General features: G+C 60.8%; 14 protein-coding genes and 1 riboswitch. Of the genes, 3 read left to right on the top strand and 11 right to left on the bottom strand.

What is annotated here, in order from left to right; all coding sequences use genetic code 11:
• Positions 1-2 precede the first annotated feature (2 nt).
• Positions 3-452, bottom strand: a complete 450-nt coding sequence (locus GJT30_14365; GenBank protein ID MSM40795.1) for an NUDIX domain-containing protein — start codon at positions 450-452, stop codon at positions 3-5.
• Between the two features lie 101 nt (positions 453-553).
• A complete protein-coding gene (locus GJT30_14360; protein MSM40794.1) occupies positions 554-844 on the bottom strand; it encodes a hypothetical protein in 291 nt (96 codons plus the stop codon).
• Positions 845-1,070: 226 nt separating this feature from the next.
• Between GJT30_14360 and GJT30_14355 the strand changes: the two genes are divergently transcribed.
• The 3 genes from GJT30_14355 to nifS all read left to right on the top strand — a co-directional run bounded on the left by GJT30_14355 (position 1,071) and on the right by nifS (position 4,634).
• Positions 1,071-2,492 carry a phosphoglucomutase/phosphomannomutase family protein gene (locus GJT30_14355; protein ID MSM40793.1) on the top strand — a complete coding sequence of 474 codons (1,422 nt, stop codon included), beginning with the start codon at positions 1,071-1,073 and terminating at the stop codon, positions 2,490-2,492.
• 118 nt (positions 2,493-2,610) lie between these two features.
• Positions 2,611-3,468 (top strand): Fe-S cluster assembly protein NifU, encoded by an 858-nt coding sequence (gene nifU, locus GJT30_14350; GenBank protein ID MSM40792.1) that lies wholly within the window; start codon positions 2,611-2,613, stop codon positions 3,466-3,468.
• Positions 3,465-4,634, top strand: a complete 1,170-nt coding sequence (gene nifS / locus GJT30_14345; protein MSM40791.1) for a cysteine desulfurase NifS — start codon at positions 3,465-3,467, stop codon at positions 4,632-4,634. The genes nifU and nifS overlap by 4 nt, the downstream gene beginning before the upstream one ends.
• A 110-nt stretch (positions 4,635-4,744) precedes the next feature.
• On the opposite strand, the gene GJT30_14340 is transcribed toward nifS, so the two are convergent.
• From GJT30_14340 to GJT30_14300, 9 genes are all read right to left on the bottom strand, one after another.
• Positions 4,745-9,532 (bottom strand): CxxxxCH/CxxCH domain-containing protein, encoded by a 4,788-nt coding sequence (locus GJT30_14340; protein MSM40790.1) that lies wholly within the window; start codon positions 9,530-9,532, stop codon positions 4,745-4,747.
• 30 nt (positions 9,533-9,562) lie between these two features.
• Positions 9,563-10,099, bottom strand: coding sequence for a hypothetical protein (locus tag GJT30_14335; GenBank protein ID MSM40789.1), 537 nt, complete (start codon positions 10,097-10,099; stop codon positions 9,563-9,565).
• Between the two features lie 33 nt (positions 10,100-10,132).
• On the bottom strand, positions 10,133-12,901 hold the full coding sequence (locus tag GJT30_14330) for a hypothetical protein (protein ID MSM40788.1): 2,769 nt from the start codon (positions 12,899-12,901) through the stop codon (positions 10,133-10,135).
• 44 nt (positions 12,902-12,945) lie between these two features.
• Positions 12,946-13,953, bottom strand: coding sequence for a CxxxxCH/CxxCH domain-containing protein (locus GJT30_14325; GenBank protein ID MSM40787.1), 1,008 nt, complete (start codon positions 13,951-13,953; stop codon positions 12,946-12,948).
• An 89-nt stretch (positions 13,954-14,042) separates the two neighbouring features.
• Positions 14,043-14,519, bottom strand: coding sequence for a cytochrome C (locus GJT30_14320; protein MSM40786.1), 477 nt, complete (start codon positions 14,517-14,519; stop codon positions 14,043-14,045).
• Entirely contained in the window at positions 14,516-15,811 is a 1,296-nt protein-coding gene (locus tag GJT30_14315; protein ID MSM40785.1) for a hypothetical protein, read from the bottom strand. Before GJT30_14315 ends, GJT30_14320 begins: the two co-directional genes overlap by 4 nt.
• Positions 15,812-16,003: 192 nt before the next feature.
• A riboswitch (cyclic di-GMP riboswitch) is annotated at positions 16,004-16,079 on the bottom strand.
• 96 nt (positions 16,080-16,175) lie between these two features.
• The gene (locus tag GJT30_14310) at positions 16,176-16,610 is read right to left on the bottom strand and encodes a CBS domain-containing protein (protein ID MSM40784.1); all 435 of its coding nucleotides are present in this window, start codon (positions 16,608-16,610) and stop codon (positions 16,176-16,178) included.
• Between the two features lie 39 nt (positions 16,611-16,649).
• On the bottom strand, positions 16,650-17,354 hold the full coding sequence (locus tag GJT30_14305; protein MSM40783.1) for an ATP-binding cassette domain-containing protein: 705 nt from the start codon (positions 17,352-17,354) through the stop codon (positions 16,650-16,652).
• Entirely contained in the window at positions 17,347-18,066 is a 720-nt protein-coding gene (locus tag GJT30_14300) for an ATP-binding cassette domain-containing protein (protein ID MSM40782.1), read from the bottom strand. Before GJT30_14300 ends, GJT30_14305 begins: the two co-directional genes overlap by 8 nt.
• Positions 18,067-18,108 lie beyond the last annotated feature (42 nt).

Here is an 18,108-nt window from a genome sequence, read left to right as displayed (position 1 = left end):
GCCTAGTGGGAGGGTTTTTTCCTGCGGAGGTAATCTTCAATGATACGGGCATGATCGAAGCACAGTCGGGCGGGCAGGGAATCGATCGGGAACACCGTCAGGCTTGCGGCATCATCCGCCGCCTTGGGGATACCCTTCCCCTTGGCGATGTAAGCCGTCGTGATGGTGTGGTGGCGCGGATCACGGGCCGGGTCCGAATAGCAGCCCAGCAGTTGCAGGTCGACAATATCCAGCGAGGTTTCCTCCCGGGCTTCCCGCGTAGCTGCATGTTCCAGGGTTTCCCCATAGTCGACGAATCCACCCGGCAGTGCCCACCCCAACGGTTCGTTCCGTCGTTCGATCAGTACGATACCACCATCGATCTCGATGATGATGTCAACGGTAGGAATGGGATTCCGGTAGGATTTTACCGCCCCGCCGCAGTGGGGGCAGGTTAACGACTCATAGGCCATGTCAGCGTCACGATGAAGGGTTGTACCACGAAGGGGAAAAACTTTCAGTGGAGACAAAAAAGGGAGGCCAAAGCCTCCCTTTTTCCGAGTCGGCAGAACTGCTACTTCTTCTTGCTTCCTGCGGCCTTCTTGGATGCCTTGAGCGGGTTGATCTTGGTCTCTTCGCTCTTGATCTCGACTTTCACATGGGTGGCAAAGTTGCAGAGCCCCTCGGACCATTTCTTGCCCGGCGCGGGATACGCGCTGCAGACACGTCCGATCGAGCCTTCGACAATTCGCTCACATCCTTCGCAGTTCTCCACGACAACCTGGCAGCTGCCGCCAGAGAACACACACCCCTGGTTTCCCCAGAATGTACATTCGGTACCGCGAAGCACGGTTTGGCATTGCATTGGTCTTCCTCCTCTTCTTCTATATCCGCTGTTTCGTGCGTAAAATTCAATCTACCAATTTTCCGCGCTTTAAGTCAACTGTAAAAATCCCCGGCGATTTCGCCTAGCTGCAACTGTTTCCCTTGACTAGGGTGGGGGGGTATATTAATCTACTGTATGCACGGCCTTCTGCAGCGCCTGTACGCTCCGGATGCCCGTATTTATCAGTATCTTCAGGAGGGAAGCCATGACGCGGATTGCATTTGGCACATCGGGCTGGCGGGGCATTCTGTGCGAGGATTTTGTCTTTGAAAATGTCAGGGTAGTCACCCAGGCCATCGCGGATCATGTTATCAGCCAGGGGGAGCGGGAAAAAGGGCTGATCATCGGGTACGATTCCCGTTTCATGGGTGAGCGTTTTGCCCGCGAATCGGCCAGGGTCCTGGCTGGCGCCGGCATCAAGGTCCTGCTCTGCGACCGCGACACCCCGACTCCGGTCATCTCGTTCGAGATCCTGCGGCGCAAGGTGGCAGGTGCCATCAATTTCACCGCCAGTCACAACCCTCCTGAATACAATGGCATCAAGTTTTCTCCTGCCTGGGGCGGGCCTGCCTTGCCTGAAACCACCGGCGATATCGAGCGGCGTGCCAACGAGATGCTGGGGGAGATCTGCTATAAGGAGCGGCCGCTCGATCAGGCATTGCGCGAGGGGCTCCTGGAGGAGATCGACTGCAGGCCCGCCTATCTGGCCGACCTTGCCACAAAGATCGATTTCGACGCAGTCGGCCGGGTAGGGGGGATAGCCCTCAATCCGCTCTATGGAACGGCTCGCGGCTACCTCGATGCGCCGCTCCTTTCCCGCGGCGTTTCCTTCCGCCAGATCAACGACCAGCGCGATCCTTATTTCGGCGGCTTCCCACCTGAACCGGCGGAAAAAAACATCCAGGACTTCATCGGCCTGGTTAAAAGCGATCCCACCATCAGGCTCGGTCTTGCCACTGATGGCGACGCCGACCGTTTCGGTATCATCGATGACGACGGCAGCTATATCGAACCGAACTATATCATTGCCCTCTTGCTCGACTACCTGGTGCGGGTCCGCAGGATCAGCGGCGGCGTTGCACGCAGCGTTGCCACGTCCCACCTGATCGATGCCGTGGCGCGTCACCACAACATCGAAGTCTTCGAGACGCCGGTTGGATTCAAGTATATCGGCGAACTGATCAGCCAGGACAAGATCGTCATCGGCGGCGAAGAAAGCGCCGGTCTGACCATCAAGGGGCATGTACCCGAGAAGGACGGCATCCTGGCATGTTTCCTGGTCGCAGAAATGGTCGCGCACGAGGGGCAGCCGGTGAGGGTGCTGCTGGAGCGTCTCTATGAAAAGGTCGGGCGGTATCTGACCAAGCGGGAGAACATCCGTCTCTCCGCGGAGCTGGAAGCAGCATTCCCGGCAAAGATTGCCGCCACGCCGACCGAATTCGCCCATTTGAAGGTAAAGGAGAAGGTGACCCTGGACGGCAACAAGTTCATTCTCGAAGACGGAAGCTGGCTCCTGTTCCGTAAATCCGGCACCGAGCCGGTGGTGCGCCTCTATGGCGAATCGTCGTCGGAAGAACGTCTGCAGGCGATCATTGCTGCTGGCAAGGCATTCATCCAGCAGTCCTGAGAATCTGAGATTTGCAGCAGACAAGGACGCCGGAGACGTGAAAGAGGAGTTAAAAAGTCCTTTTTGCGTTTTCTGCGTCTTTGCGCTATACTGACCAAAAATTCACACTGGAGGGACCATGTGGGATTATACCGATAAGGTGAAGGAGCATTTTCTCAATCCGCGCAACGTGGGCGACATCCCCGAGGCCGATGCCATCGGCGAAGTCGGCAGTCTTGCCTGCGGCGATGCGTTGAAGCTTTTCCTCAAGCTCGACGACAAGAAGGAACGGATCGTCGACGCAAAATTTCAGACCTTTGGCTGCGGCAGTGCCATTGCCTCCTCTTCGGCCCTGACCGAGATGATCAAGGGGAAGACCCTGGACGAGGCGCTGGCAGTGACGAACAAGGAGATCGCCGACTTTCTCGGTGGCCTGCCCGAGGAGAAGATGCACTGTTCCGTCATGGGGCAGGAGGCGCTGGAAGTCGCCATTGCCAAGTATCGCGGCGGTCCGGTGCCGACCCATGGGCATGGGCACGACCATGAACAGGAAGGGGAGATCGTCTGCAAGTGTTTCGGCCTGACCGACGGCTTCCTGAAGAAGGTGATCGAACAGAACCGGCTGCATACGGCCGAGCAGGTTACCCATTTCACCAAGGCAGGCGGTGCCTGCGGTGGCTGCATCCCCCGGATCAAGGAGCTGATCGCCGAAGTCCTCGGCGAGGCTCAGGCCGCACCCCCCAAGAAGCCGGAGAAGCTTACCAACCTGCGCAAGATGCAGCTGATCCAGGAGGTGCTGGAGAACGAGATCCGGCCGCAGCTCTGGACCGACGGCGGTGACCTGGAACTGATCGACATTGCCGGCCCGACGGTGCAGATCGCCTTCCGTAAGGCCTGTGCCGGCTGCGCTTCATCGGGTTTCACCGCCAAATTCGTGGAGCAGAAGCTGCGCGACATGGTGAGCGACGATATTGTCGTCGAGGAGGTGGAGGGATGAAAGAGATCTATCTCGACAACAACGCCACCACCCGGGTCGATGACGCGGTCTTCGAGGAGATGCGCCCCTATTTCACCGAGCTGTACGGCAACCCCAGCTCCATGCATTTCTTCGGCGGGCAGGTGCAGAAAAAGGTCGACGAGGCCCGCGCGCGGGTGGCAACGCTGTTGGGCGCCCAGCCTGAGGAGATCATCTTCACCGCCTGCGGCACCGAAAGCGACAACACTGCCATCCGCTCGGCGCTGGAGGCATTTCCCAGCCGCCGGCACGTCATCACCAGCAGGGTCGAACATCCGGCGGTCCTCACCCTCTGCCGCAACCTCACCAAGCATGGCGTCCGGGTGACGGAACTGAACGTGGACAGCGCCGGCCGTCTCGACCTGGATGAGCTGAAGCGGGCCATAGACGACGACACCGCCATCGTTTCCATCATGCATGCCAACAACGAGACCGGCGTTGTCTTTCCCATCGAGGAGATTGCCGGGATCGTCAAGGAGCGGGGCGTCCTGTTCCATACCGATGCCGTGCAGTCGGTGGGGAAGATCCCCCTCAACATGGCGAAATCGCGCATCGACATGCTTTCGCTCTCCGGGCACAAGCTGCATGCCCCCAAGGGGATCGGGGCTCTCTACCTGCGGAAGGGGACGCCGTTCCGTCCTTTCCTGGTCGGCGGGCACCAGGAAAGGAACCGCCGTGCCGGCACCGAGGCAACGACTTCCATTATCGCCCTGGGCAAGGCCTGCCAGGTGGCCGGGGAATTCCTCCATGACGAGAACACCAGGGTAAAAGGGCTGTGCGACCGCCTGGAACGGGAGCTGATGGCGATCATTCCGGCAGCAAGGATCAATGGCGGCGGCGCCGAGCGGCTTCCCAACACCGTTTCCATCGCCTTCGAGTTTGTCGAAGGGGAGGCGATCCTGCTGCTCCTTTCCGAGAAGGGGATCTGCGCCTCTTCGGGGAGCGCCTGCACCTCCGGTTCCCTGGAGCCTTCGCACGTGCTGCGTGCCATGGGGGTGCCGTTCACCTGCGCCCATGGCTCCATCCGTTTTTCCCTCTCCCGCTTCACCACCGACGCCGAGATCGATGCGGTCATCCGCGAACTTCCTCCCATCATCCAGCGGCTGCGGGAGATTTCTCCCTTTGGCCGGGAGCTGCTCAAAAAGTAGTAGCTTTCGTCGACATGTCGGAAACAGAAAAGCCCCGCTGGTTTCAGCGGGGCTTTTCTGTTTAAAGAGCTCTATTCGGGGCGCAGCCAAGCTGCGCCCCTCAGGGGATATTACCAGTTTTCCTTCGTCCCTGCGGCGCTTGCCGTGGCATTGTGCTCGCCACAGTTTGTCCCGCAGTTGCTCTTGCCATAGGCACCGGTAGATTTCACGAATTCCGTCATGCCGGTAAAGGCTGTGCCATTGCCATCCGGAACATACCTGCGGGGTATGCCCGAACCGCCGGCACCAAAGACTCCCGCTCCGAGTATGGTTGCGTTTGCATCGGTAATGAAGCGGGTCACCTTGCCGCCGTGGGGAACACGGATATGGCAGCGGACGCATGCAACGCCATGGTCACCGCTTCTTTGCGTGTGGCCCGCACCGCCGGCGCTCCAGACATGGCAGCTCAGGCAGAAAACCTGACCTGAGTTCGGCAAGGTGGAGCTGCCGGTACCGTTTATGTAACCGGTGGAACTGCTGGTTCCGTTGCTTGCTGCCGAGGTGTAGGGCCAGTTGTTGTATTTGGTGCCGGTCGTGTTGGGGTTGAGCATCCACTTGACCGAAGAGCCGTGCGGGCCTTGAGATGCCGCTGAATCGGTGGCATGACAGTCGGAACAGGTCATGACCATGCCCGGAACCCAGCCGCCGGTCAGGGCACCTGCTGCGAGCTGATTTGCCGCCGAGAGGGCCGAGCCGATCGGGTGGCGCGATGCGTTGTTCGGGTTGAATTCCAGACCAAGGTCGGTCCATGCAGCGGCACCGCTTCCCCCCCAGGTGGCGACGTTGGTATTGGCGCCGGAGTGGCACTTGAAGCAGATCTGGTATTCGGCTTCCGTGGCAGTGGCATTGTCGTTGACAAAGGCTGAATAGCCATAGCTGCCGTTGGTCCAGTTGCTGGCGCCCGGCGTATAGCTGACAAACGAGGCGCCGAGCAGGACATTGGCCAGGGTCGTGCTCCCCGTGGCATGGGTGCCGGCCTGGGCAATGTGTGGGTTGTGGCAGTCAGCGCACTCTACATGCTTGTTGGCGCTGATGTAAGCCAGATTTTCATCCTGGATGGTCGGACGATGGATACCGACGTAGTTCTTCAGGTTGTGGCGATAGACCCTGGTGCTGGTTGAGAACGATTTGAAGGTATCCTCCGAGGTAGTGGACATGGCCTGCGAGCCGTACCAGTCCTTGCCGTTGGCGGCCTTCTTCGTTCCGGGCAGGCTGTCGGCTGCCTGGCTGTGACAGCGGAAGCAGAAGTTCTCTTCCTGGGCATCCTTGACCGGAGCGCCCATGGTGGCGGAGAGGCGGCGGTCGGCGCTGACGTGCAGGCCGAACTGGTTGGCCGATGTCTGGTAGAGGCTGGTCTCGCCGCTGGTGGCGTTGTGACACTTGACGCAGTTGGCATTGAACTTCGAGCCGTCGCTGAAGGCCGAGGAAGACGTGTAATTGTGCATCGAGGCGGTGTAGGTGACCCTGGGCACGGCCGCGTTGGTTGTCGTACCGTCGTCTTTTTGCCGGGATGAGGTAAGTGTCTTGGTTGCAATCGACTGATGACAGGTGAGGCAGAGCCCGCCGCTGGTCGCGTCAAAGTCGGTGTTGGTTGTGGCGGTAAGGCTGGACTGGGTGGGTACGGTAAACGGTGCCACCAGCAGGTTCCGACCCCGCTGGGAAACGGATGGATTGGACGGGTTGTAGATCGGGCTGAAGATATTGTGGTCCGCGTGGCAGCGCAGACAGCTGTCGGTGGAGTTATAGTCCAGGGTTGCCGGATTGACGACGTGGTGGTAGGAGGCAGTGTCGGTATTCATGGTATTCGCAAAGCCGCTGTGGCAAGGAGTGCAGTCGACTCCGCCGGCAGACTCGCCGCCGTCAAGCTGGCCGTTGATATGCTTGCTCAGGTCGTTGAAGGTTCGGTTGTTGTTCACGTGGTTGTGGCATCCGTTGCACAGGTCGGCCGTAACGGCGCCGTGACCGGAGGTATTCGGCGGGTTGCCATGGCACTTGCCGCAGTCGCTGCTGGCACCGGTAAGGAACGGTGAATTCCAGGTCGGCGTCACTCTGGTCGGTGTGGCGCCATCGGGGAGCGATGCGCCGTGGCAGTAAGTATTGGAGCAGGTCCCCGCGGAGTACGACGGGGTCAGGCCGTCGGTTTTTGCCAGGGTGCCGAAGCTCACCTCTGCGGGCGTGGCGCCGAAGTGGCCGGCGGCGTTGACGTCGTCGCTGATGAGCGCAATGGAGGTGGCATGGCATTCGGCGCAGCTGAAGGGGCGCGAATACTTGTAGGTGGTGGACGAGATATGGTTGAAGTGGGTGCCGGCCTTGCTGTCGGTGGCAGCGGTTGCCCCGCTCAGGGCATTCCAGGGAGTTGACCGGTAGCCGTGGCACTTGGCACAGCGAATCTTGCCGGTATTGGCTCCCCAGGTGGGATTCTGGGCACCGTGACAGTTACTGGTCGAACATGTGCCGTAGGCTGCCGTTGGGCTTGCAGCCGTGCCACCCGAATAGGTGGTTCCTGCTCCTGCTGCGGTGAAGGAGAAATCGATCTGGCGGTTCGCGTGGAGGAGCGTCCCGGTTCCTGCACCGCTGTGGCAGACCGAGCAGGCATAGCCGGCAGTCTGGGCATGCTGGATGTGGCTGCCGGTGGCGCCTGCATCGCTGGCCATGTTCACGTGGCAAGCACCGCAGGGGGCGGCTGCACCCCAGGTAACGGTCTTGTAGACCGGTGATGCGCCTTTAACGGTGCTGTGGCAGTAGACGCTCGAACAGGTGCCGTAGGCGGTGCCGGGGGCGAATGCGACAGTCTTGCTGTAGGGTGTTGCATTGCCGACGGCAATGCCGGTGAAGACGACGTTGATCTGTTTGTCCACGTGGGTCGTCGCCGTCACTGCGGATGCGGTATAGCCGGTGTTGTGGCAGAGAGAGCAACTGTACTGCTGGGTATTGGCATGGGTTTTATGGCTTCCCGAGGAGATGACGGCAAAGGTTGCCATGTTCTGGTGACAGCCGCCGCAGCCGTTGATGGTGCCGCCCCAGACCGGGGTGCGATAGGTTACGCTGCCGGTGCCGCCGACCCCCTGGGCATTGCTGTGACAGTAGAGGTTGGAGCAGACGAGCTGATTGCTGACAACGGTTTTTACCCCACCGGGGTTGATGGCATCGAAGTAGACGTCCTTGGTGCCGTTGACGTGCAACACCACGTCCTTGATGATCTTGCCCGGATTGACCGTGTTGGTGTGACACTTGGCGCAGTCGATGGCGCCTGCCAGGTGGGCGGAGTGGGAATTGGTGGTCATATTGGCAGCAGTGCTGCCGTGGCAGCTCGAACATTCGTTGGCAGTGCCGATGATCGAGCCTGCGCCTCCGCCCAGGGCCTGGGACCAGGAGGGAGCCACAACTGCGGTCAGGGTGCCGCCGCGCGGCGCACCGTTGGAGTGGCAATAGACATTGCTGCAGGTCATGGCCGTAGTGTCGTACTGCGGCTTGATCTGGCTGGTATAGATGGAGAGGATCGGTCCGGCCAGGATGAAGACATCCGTGAAGGTGCCGGTTATGTGGGTGTTCCCCCGGTGGCATTCCACGCATGCCTTCTGGTAGGGGATCGCGGCATGGGCAGGATGAGCGCCGGTCGATTCGTTGGTGAACGGAGAAGGTGTGCCGTTATAGACGGCATATCCACGCGGTCCGCCGGCGGTATTTCCCTGTGGCGGGTAGCCGTGACAGCTTGAGCACCCGCCCGCACCGACGCTGAACGATCCGGCGCCGCTGTTATGGCCATGGCAGGCGTTGCAGACGACAGGATCATTCGATTCGTGGTCGGTAGGATACCCGGTGCCGACCGGGACCACGTGGCAGACCTGGCAGATGCCGGTGCCGGCCGGGTTCTTGTAGTTTTTCCGGGTGACCGAGGTGAAGATCGCCTGGAACGGCCGCGCCGAGCGGCTCACCGAGGAATAGGTCAGTTGGCGGCGAACCAGCCAGACGTTCGGCGTGGTGCCGTCGCCGAGATCAACGTGCCCGCCGTGACAGTCGCCGCATTGGGCGTTCTGGTTCCTGGCGTTATGGGTCTTTTTGCCGATGTGGCAGTCGGTGCAGAGGTTGACGGTGTTGGCTGTGGCGCCGTGCAGCGAGGTGCGCAGGATGTAGCCGTCACCGGTTGAGAGGTTGAGGAAGTTCGCGGAGCCTTTCTGGGTGCCGGCCCGTGAATCGGTGTAGTGGACGCTGTGGCAGCTGCTGCAGAGAACCTTGCCGCCGGGGAGCGTCAGTCCGCTGCTGGTGGAGAAGGGTTTGAAAGCGGCAGGGCTTGCCGCCTGTATGGATGCGTAATCGACGGCGACCGGGTGAGTTCCCTGCATCTGGTCAACGGTATTGCGCTGGCGGTGGCAGTCCAGGCACATCTGGTCCTGGTCGTTCGCCATGCGCAGGAATGGTGGATAGGTATTGTCATGCTGGTTGTGGCAGCGGACGCAGGAGAGCTGGTAGTTGGTACGGGCGCGCAGGCTGCCCGTGGTCATCAGCGCCTGAACCGGCGGGAGTGCTCCTGCACGGGCATTGGTTTCCGGTCCCTGCCAGTTGTGCGAAGTCTGGTAAGGGGTTCCGGTCCTGGTGTTTGTGTAGGAACCGAAGGGATTGGCAAAATCGGCCGCGGTAAAGGGCATGCCGCCTGCTTTCGGGTCTCCCGGCCTATGGCAGTTGAGGCAGATGTTGCTGTAGCCCGTTCCGCCGAGGGTCCGGTGGGAGATGTGGCAACTGGCGCAGGAGTATCCGCTGCTGGCATCGTGGGGAGGGGAGACGGTGAGCCCCCACGCGGTTGCTGAGGCCATCAGGAAGAGGGCTCCGGCGATAAGTATGAAAGCGGCCGATCTGTTCATCGTGTGCTCCTGTATTTCACAGAGGTCGGATCAATTCGTTATGGAAATCGACAATTGCGGTTCGCTCAGGATCGTTGTGATATCCGGATTGACGTTGTTATATGTGCCGATGAAATTCAAGCTCCCTGCCGGGTTCAGGCTGGTGATGTCCGTTGCCTGCAGAGTCGAGGCATAGGTGCAGGTCAGGGTGAGGAATTTGCCGTAGTTGATCGTCGTCGGTGTGCCGGAGATATCCAAGGCCGCAATATGGACCTTTTTCGTCGGCGGGGTGGTGGGTAGAGAGGTATAGCTGGCAAGGATGCTTAACGAAGCACTGAGCCGGTTGGCGGTGGTAAGGGCGGTCACGGAGACTTCGTTGGTGGTGCCGGCTTTGAGGGGAACCGTGACGTTCTCCGGCAGGATCACGTCGAATTCCACGCCGCTCGGGCCTGCCACTGGCGTGGCATTGGTCGAGAAGGAGACGAACACCTGCTTGGTGCTGACCACCGGCGCGGAGGCGCCGCTGCCGCACCCCTGTGACATGAGCGCCATGGTGAGTATGCCAGCTATGGGAATGATCCGTTTCATGGTCTGTCCTTTGTAAAAGAGTCGTTGTGCATCTTACTGCCAGGCGATGCCGAGCACCCGTTGCAGGATCGCAACCACATCGGCGACGGTGATCCTGCCGTCGGGCCGCGGCAGTGCGGACACCAGCGGTGCCACGTCGCCGCGCAAGAGCTGGTCGCTGGTGGCGTGCTCGATGCGGGCTGCGATACGCAGTGCCCGGTAGGCATCGACGATGGTCGGTTCTCCCGCACCACCGGTGATCTTGCCGTTTCGCGAGCTGGTGCCGGTCGGGCCGATTGCGTAGATATTCAGCGGCGCCGATTCGGTGCCGGCCAGGGTGATGCTCCAGATGCCGCTGTTGGGGATGACGGTCGTGCCGACCTGTACGCCGGCGCTGTCGTTGATATAGACCGTTGAGCCGGGGGTACCGGTACCGGAGATCAGGGTCGACGATTGGCTGGTAAGCGACAGGTCCGGCCCCGAGATGGCATAGACCAGCGTCCGGGTGTTGGTCGTGGCATTTCCGGCTGCGTCGAAGACCGTAACCATAACTGCGTAGGGACCTTCGGCACCGAAGGTGAGCGGGATGGAGAAGGTGCCGGTACTGAGGTCCGCGGCCTGGGTGGTGCCGTTGACGGTCACGGTTATGCTGGAGCCGCTGGTGGTGCCGGTGATCGTGGCGGTCGAGCTGTTGACGAACCGGTCGGATACCGGGCCGTCGATGATGAGGGTCGGCTGTGCAGTCGCATCGACGAGCAGGATGGTCCGCTTGCCGTGGCTCGACAGGCTGCCCGACGTTACGGTCACGTCGACGGTGTAGAGGCCTATGCCGGCATCGAGGATCGGACTCGGGCTGGCTGTCCAGGTGGTGCCGCTCTGGCTGAAGGTGATGGGAGCAGTATTGCCGTCCGGCTTGTAAAGCGTGCCGGAAACGGTGCCGACCGGAGCGGTTGCGATGACGGGCAGTGTGGTGGCGGTGACGGCCGATCCGTCGGCAGGCGTCGTGATATCGAGGTTCGGCGCAGTGCCGTCATAGGCGATGGTGCGCGTTTCCGACACGCTGTTGCCGACCGTGTCGGTGACGCTGACCACCAGAGTGTTGCTCCCCGGCTGCAACTGGACCATGGTGTGGAACTGGCCGTTGACTACCGGTACCGGGGCCTGCTGCTGGCCGTTGAAGGTGAGAACCGCAGCGCTGATATCGCCGGTGTCGGTGATTCCGGAGACGTTGAGCAGTGGCGAGGCTGAAGTGCTGCCATTGGTCAGAGTCGAGACGGTCAGGGCGGGCGTAATGTTGTGGACGGTCACGAGTGCCGTAGCCACGGCGTTGGGAAGGCCGGAGGCGGTGGCAGTGACCGTCAGGATCGTATCGCCATTGGGCAGGTTCGAAACCGGCGTGCTCCAGGAGGTTCCGCTTTGCGTTACGCTGCCGACGCTTGCGGCTGTATCGGCGGTCACGGTGACGGTCGCGCCCGTGGCTACGGTACCCGACAGGGTGAGCGAGGTATTCCGGGTCGGCGAGGTGACGGCGTTGACCGTCAATGCCGGAGCAGTGGGGCTGTAGGTAACCGTCAGACTCTGGGTTGCCGACTGGTTGCCTGCCAGGTCCGTTCCCTTGACGGAGATGATATTGGCACCGCTGACCAGCCCGGAAACGGTGCAGGTCCAGGTTGTAGCGGTGGGGAAGGTGACCGGGCCGATCACGGCTGCGGTATTGGCGGTAACCGTAATGGTGGCGGTTTCGTTGACGGTGCCGGTGAGGGTAATGGACGACACGTTGGTGACGGTTGACGTGCCGGGCCGCGGCACGACCGTTACCAATGGCGGGACGGTGTCGGAACCGGCGGCGCCGCCGTCGATGCCGAAGATGGCCAGGTTCCCCTGGCCGTTGGCAACGAAGAGGCGGTTGGTGGTTGGTTCGAACAGGACATCGGCAGGGACGAACAGTTCGCCCTGCGACGCGTGTACGCCGTATCTGCCGATGATGAGCAGGAGCGCATTGTTCGCCGGATCGACTGTCTGGACGATACTCTGGAAGGAGTCGACGATAAAGATCCTGGAAAGCTGCGGTGTCGTGTCCCGCGTGTACTCGAACGAGATATTCTGGGGAGAACTCAGGTAGACCGTGGTATTGGCATAGGGGGGGCCGCTGTTGCCGGTGGGTGGCATCCCTGGGCTGCCGAGCACCTTCTGGAAGACACCGGCCGTGGAGAAGAACTGGATGCGGCTGTTGAGCGTGTCGGCAACCGCTACCTGGTTGGCGGCCTTTTCGTAGGCGATGCCCGTGGGAAGGCTGAACTGGCCGGTTGCGGTGCCGGTGGTGCCGAAGCGGCTGCGGTAGCTGTAGTTGGCATTAAAGACATGCACGCAGTCGTCCAGACTGTCGGTGACGAATATCGTGCCGTCGCTGGCCACGGCAATGCCGTTGGCCATCTTGAAGCCACCGGTGGGAGCCAGTTGGCGGGTTTCGGCAAAGCTGCCGTTGCGTGAGAGCAGGGCGACATAGGTCCCTTGGCTGACCAGCAGGTCATTGCCGGCCGTAAAAGCAATCCCCATGGGAGGTTTTGTCGTGCTGATGCGCGAGATCAGGTTTCCTGCAGGGGTGTACTGCATGATCCCCCGCGCCCGCGGGTCGGCGACATAGAGGTTGCCGGCACTATCGGCCACTACCCGTACCGGTGTGCTCAGCCCGGTGCTGATGGGGGTCTGGTTGGTGACGACAGGTGCGGTCGCCCCGAACGCAGCAGCGGCAACGAGTAGCGCCAGCAGCAGTGTGACCATGACGGATAGTATGCGGTTATGTTCCGTTATACGTTGTTTCATCCTCGTCAGCCTCCGGATGGTGCACAGCTCGTGTCTGTTACGCGTTACCAGGGTTTGGTTTCATGACAATGCCCAAAGACAAAGGTGTTTGCCGGTGGCGTCGTTCCGGGGGTGCAACTGCCGCCACTGTAAACGACCTCGGGCCGTATCGTCAGCGCCGGGGCGAGCTCCAGGCTGTGGGTGCTCAGGTTGCTGAAGTGGCTGTTGCCGCCGCTGGTGATGGACATGTTATGGCAGTCCCTACAGGGGATTGCGTAAGTTATGGCATGCAGGGTATGCTGGCCTGAATAGAAGCTGTTGTACGGTTTGGTGGCTGCCGGCAGGGCCGTGCCGTCGACGTGGCAGATGGAGCAGTCGGTGGATACGTTGATCCTGCCGGCGCTCCAGGCCGGGGTAGTCACTCCGCCGTGGCAACTGACGCCGCTGCAGGTGCCGTTGGTAGCGCGACTGGCGATGACGCCGTTCTCGTTATAGGTGCTGCGGAAGGCTACGGTGAGCTGGCTGCCGTGTGTCGCTGTGCCGCTGCCGCCGCCACTGTGGCAGATCGTGCAGGTGGTGGCGACATAAGCGAGATTCGTGTGCTTGGCGTGCAGCCCGGAGATATTGGGGTAGACCGCGCCGTTGGGCGGGTTACCGTGGCAACTGTTGCACTGGTTGAGAACCGGCACGGTTCCGGCCGGAAGCAGCAGGTGGCAGGAGGTGCACGACGGTGCGTTGCCGCTCCCTTGCAGGGTGGCGCCATGACAGGGGGCGCAGTCGTTGGTCTGGTTGGTGTTCAGCCGATGGCTCGGAAACGGCACCGGGTGGGGGCCCAGGTGGCAGTCCGAGCAGCCGATGCCGGTAATCCCCCCGGTAAGCTCCTGTCCGTGGCACTGGCGGCACTGGTCGGGATAGGTGGCATACCCTGCGCCGTGGCTGCTTAACCAGTCGCTGGGGTGCTGACCGACGGCATTCAGGGATGGAGCCGCGTCATTGGCCGTGCCGCAGGAGCAGAGCGCTGTACAGAAGGCTGCCAAGGTGAGCAGTTGAAAGAGGGGTCGATGTTGTTGCATTGAGTCACCTCAGGGTTTGTGGCGTATGGCTCGCAGCGGGTGGTCCGTCATGTCCCACGGGCCGGAAGCCACGGGCCAGGAGCTACGTGCTAGTGGCGATGGCATGTCACGCATTTTTCGTTGTTCGTTCGACCGTGGCAACGGTAACAGCTTGCCGGGTCGAGCCTCCCATCCACCTTGTGCCGGCTGAGATAGTCGCCGCGGTGGGGGAGATCACGATCGGGCCGATCGCCATGCAGGGTCGACGGCTTGACCTCCACATAGTTGGCATGGCACTCGTTACAGAACGATTCCTTGTGACAGATCGCGCAACTCCCGGCTTCACTGGCGGCTGCAAAGCGATGGTCCTTGACGAAGGTCGCTGTGTGGTCCAGAACGGCATAAGACTTCTGGGAATCCTTCATCGGCACTTCATGGCAGTCGGAACAGATCGGGCGACCCTGTGGCAGGGGCTCGGGGTGTCCCACAGGGGGCAGGGCCGGTTTCGGCGAAATATTCTGGCTGCAGGCGGTCAAAGCCACCAGTGCCAGCAGGGCGCACAGGCAGGCGATACCATGCTTCATCATTGCGGTGCTCCTTTTACCGTTGAATAGCTGAAGGTGAGGCGCACGAGCCCTTTGACCTGATCCTTGTAGTCAGGATTGGCACCGTAGCTCAGATCTCCGGAAAGATGCACAACCGGCGAGATCCGGTAACCGAGCGAGCCGCTCAGTTCATAGGCGTAGTCGGAGTCCGTGCCGTAGAACTGCTTGTCGTACAGATCGGTTATGAAGTCGACGCTGGCTGAATAGGCCCCTTTGACATACGAGGCAAAGGCACGGATTTCGTTATAGGAGGGGATGCTGCCGGTGCTGGAGGATGAGACCCTGCGGTAGCCGAAGCCGGGGTTGAGAGCCCCATCGAGCAGCGAAGCGCGGATCTCGCCGCCGAACTTGTCGGCGCTGCCGGTGACATCGCGTTTGAAATGCTTGTATTCGACAAAGATTTCTATCGGCTTGAAGGCGCTGTAGGTGAGGCTGCCGCCGTAACTCTTCATGTTGTCGTTGCTGGAGGAGTTGAAGGTGTTGAAGACCATGTTGGCAAAGGTGGTGAAGTCCTTGGCGCTGATGTCGCTGAAATCGGCGGCAACGGTGAGGCCGTGGCCGGGACGTATGTTCATCTGGTAGGAGTGCTCGGCAAAGTCTTCGGTGGTTGCGTTATAGCTGCTGCGGCCGGTGATGTCGACCATGCGGTGCGGGGCGATCCAGATATCGCCGCCGACCAGTTGCCGGTCAGCGCGGGCCATGGTGTCCAGGTAGGCATTCCTCTCGTGCAGACCGGAAAGCCCCACGTCGATGATGCCGCCATAGCGGAAACCGAGGCGGCCTCCGCCGATCAGGTCTCCCTTGGTGTTGCTGCTGCGGTCGAGTTTGACCGGAACACCGCCGAAGGCCGACAGGGTGAATCCCCGGGGAAGGATCAACTGGGCCTGGGCCCCGTCGACCTGCTCGTTGATGATCCCCTCGAAAACGAAGAAACGGCCAGCCTTGCCGATCAGGGCGGCGTTGGGGAAGCCTTTGCGATATTTGACGTAGCCATAGGTGAGGTTCGCGTCGGTTTTTTCATCCCCGGCGCTCTTGTCGGCCAGATCGGCCCGTCCCCATCCATAGAGATGGAACGACAAGCCCTTTGCGCCGACGTCGGTAGCGTCGATTCCCAAAAACTGGGTCGCAGGAGCAACTGTCTGCTTGGAAAAGCCGGGGGCGCTCCGCTCCTCTATCCTGAGCAGCGTGGTGCCGTCGACGTTCAGATCGGCTGCAAAGGCAAAACCCGGCAGCATGAGGGAGAGGAGTGGTGCCAAACCTGCCAGACGCTTCATAGAGCATGCTCCATCGTTAGAATATGCATCGGAAACAGTCTACAGTATACATACCTCTTGTCAATCCGTACGCGGGCATTCAGCGGGGGTTGAGGGGATAACGACCGTCCTGCGCCCATGCCGGAAGTACGTTGATTGGCTGTGCAGATATGAAAAAAGCCGGGTAGACGCTATCTATCGGACTATTGATAGTTCGGCAACCCGGCTGTCTCGGTGAGACCCGTAGGCTTTCCGTCCCACCCTCGCGGATGGTTGGGCAGTATCGCTATCGAAGGAATTTCTAATGAAGATACTTCATCAGGTCGTTCCTGTCAATGCATAAATTTGCGATTATTCATCTGGCCGGGCACTATAGCATCTTCCTTCACTCAGAGCAAGTCTGAGGATTTTTGCAGATGGCAATGAGCGCTTCGAGAATGTTGGTGGTGGTCAGGATCCCCACCAGGCGCTTGTCCGCGTCTACTACGCAGAGACCGTACAGTTTCCGGTCGTGGATGAGCTGGGCCGCATCGGTCAGATCCATGTCCGGTGTCACGGTGAAGGGGGTGGGGTTCATCGCCTCCTTGACCGGGGTCTTGGAAAGGAGGTAGTGGATTTCCCAGGTGTCCAGGGCCGTTGCCTTGCTGGGGGTGTACTCCTTGATCATCCGGTCGGTGATGAGACCGACAAAGGCGCCGTTGTGCATCACCGGCAGACGCCGGATCTCTTTTTCCTTCATCAGGTGTATTGCCTCGATGACGGAAGAGTCCGCTTCGATGGTGATGGGGTTGCGCGTCATCCATTTCTCGACTTTGGTCATACGTTCCTCCGGAATTGCCGGTCTGGGACCACCGGTCCGTTACATTCCCAAAAAGGCTTTCTTGACGTGATCGTCGTTCAGAAGCGCCTCGCCGGTGCCGGTCAGGACCACCCGTCCCGTTTCCAGGACATAGGCCCGGTGGGCGATACGCAGCGACTGGTAGACGTTCTGTTCCACCAAGAGGACCGTCACCCCCTGGCGGTTGATCTCCTGGATGATGTCGAAGATGAACTTGACCAGGAGCGGGGCGAGGCCGAGCGACGGCTCGTCCAGGAGCAGCACCTTGGGGTTGGCCATCAGCCCCCTGGCGATGGCGAGCATCTGCTGTTCCCCGCCTGACATGGTCCCCCCCAATTGCTTTTCGCGCTCCTTGAGGCGGGGAAACAGGCTGAAGACCTTGTCGATGTTGGCTTCGCGGTCGGGCCGGGCGCTCTTGATGAAAGAACCCATGCGCAGGTTCTCCACCACCGTCATCTCCGGGAAGATCTTGCGCCCCTCCGGCACGTGCACGATCCCCATCTCCACGACCTGGTGCGGTTCCAGTTTGGCAAGGTCGTTGTTATCGAAGGTGATGGAGCCCGATTCCCAGGCAACCAGGCGCGAGATGTTCTTGAGGGTGGTGGATTTGCCCGCGCCGTTGGCGCCGACCACGGTGACGATCTCCCCCTTGTGGACCTCCAGGTCGATGTCCCAGAGGACCTTCAGATCGCCGTAGCTGAAGTTGAGTTTGTCGAGCTTAAGCATGTGCCTCTCCCAGATATGCCGTGACTACGTCCGGATTGTTGACGATCTCCTCCGGCGTCCCTTCTGCCAGCTTTTCGCCGGAGTTCAACACCACGATCCGGTCGGAGATCCGCATGATCGCCTTCATGTCGTGTTCGATGACCATCTGGGTGATGCCGGTCTTCTTGATCTCCAGGATCAGCTGGATGATCTCGTCGCTTTCGGCAGGGTTCAGCCCTCCCATGACCTCGTCGAGCAGGAGCAGTTGTGGCTTGGTGGCCAGCACCCGCGCCACTTCCAGCTTTTTCCGCTCGCCGATGGGGAGCCCGCCCGCCGGGAAGTCAACCTTGTGCTCCAGCCGCACCACCCGGATCTGCTCCATGGCCATCTCCCGTGCGACCTTCAGGGAATTGGTCCGGCAGAGGGCGCCCACCATGACGTTGTCGACCACGGAGAGCTTGGCCAGGGGGCGCACCTTCTGCCAGGTGCGCACCATCCCCAGTTTGCAGACCTTGTCCGGTTGCAGTCCGTTCATCCGCATCCCTTTGAAGAGGACCTCTCCCTTGGTGGGGGGATAATAGCCGGTGATGCAGTTGAAGAGGGTGGTCTTACCGGCACCGTTGGGGCCGATAAGACCCATGATCATCCCCTCCTCCATCAGAAAGGAGACATCCGAGTTGGCGGCCAGGCCGCCGAAAAACTTGCTGACATGGTGTATTTCCAGAATTGGCATGTGGCGTGTTCCTTTGTAGGGGCGCCGCTTGCTGCGCCCATG

Origin of the sequence: Geobacter sp., from assembly GCA_009684525.1 — a bacterium.
Lineage (GTDB): Bacteria > Desulfobacterota > Desulfuromonadia > Geobacterales > DSM-12255 > Geoanaerobacter.
The sequence above is the reverse complement of the archived record's forward strand: the minus strand, read 5'-3'. Positions and strand labels throughout refer to the sequence as shown.

Coding starts and splice junctions, on each gene's coding strand:
- GJT30_14365 (MSM40795.1), bottom strand. CDS start 452: ATGGCCTATGAGTCGTTAACCTGCCCCCACTGCGGCGGGGCGGTAAAA.
- GJT30_14360 (MSM40794.1), bottom strand. CDS start 844: ATGCAATGCCAAACCGTGCTTCGCGGTACCGAATGTACATTCTGGGGA.
- GJT30_14355 (MSM40793.1), top strand. CDS start 1,071: ATGACGCGGATTGCATTTGGCACATCGGGCTGGCGGGGCATTCTGTGC.
- nifU (MSM40792.1), top strand. CDS start 2,611: ATGTGGGATTATACCGATAAGGTGAAGGAGCATTTTCTCAATCCGCGC.
- nifS (MSM40791.1), top strand. CDS start 3,465: ATGAAAGAGATCTATCTCGACAACAACGCCACCACCCGGGTCGATGAC.
- GJT30_14340 (MSM40790.1), bottom strand. CDS start 9,532: ATGAACAGATCGGCCGCTTTCATACTTATCGCCGGAGCCCTCTTCCTG.
- GJT30_14335 (MSM40789.1), bottom strand. CDS start 10,099: ATGAAACGGATCATTCCCATAGCTGGCATACTCACCATGGCGCTCATG.
- GJT30_14330 (MSM40788.1), bottom strand. CDS start 12,901: ATGAAACAACGTATAACGGAACATAACCGCATACTATCCGTCATGGTC.
- GJT30_14325 (MSM40787.1), bottom strand. CDS start 13,953: ATGCAACAACATCGACCCCTCTTTCAACTGCTCACCTTGGCAGCCTTC.
- GJT30_14320 (MSM40786.1), bottom strand. CDS start 14,519: ATGATGAAGCATGGTATCGCCTGCCTGTGCGCCCTGCTGGCACTGGTG.
- GJT30_14315 (MSM40785.1), bottom strand. CDS start 15,811: ATGAAGCGTCTGGCAGGTTTGGCACCACTCCTCTCCCTCATGCTGCCG.
- GJT30_14310 (MSM40784.1), bottom strand. CDS start 16,610: ATGACCAAAGTCGAGAAATGGATGACGCGCAACCCCATCACCATCGAA.
- GJT30_14305 (MSM40783.1), bottom strand. CDS start 17,354: ATGCTTAAGCTCGACAAACTCAACTTCAGCTACGGCGATCTGAAGGTC.
- GJT30_14300 (MSM40782.1), bottom strand. CDS start 18,066: ATGCCAATTCTGGAAATACACCATGTCAGCAAGTTTTTCGGCGGCCTG.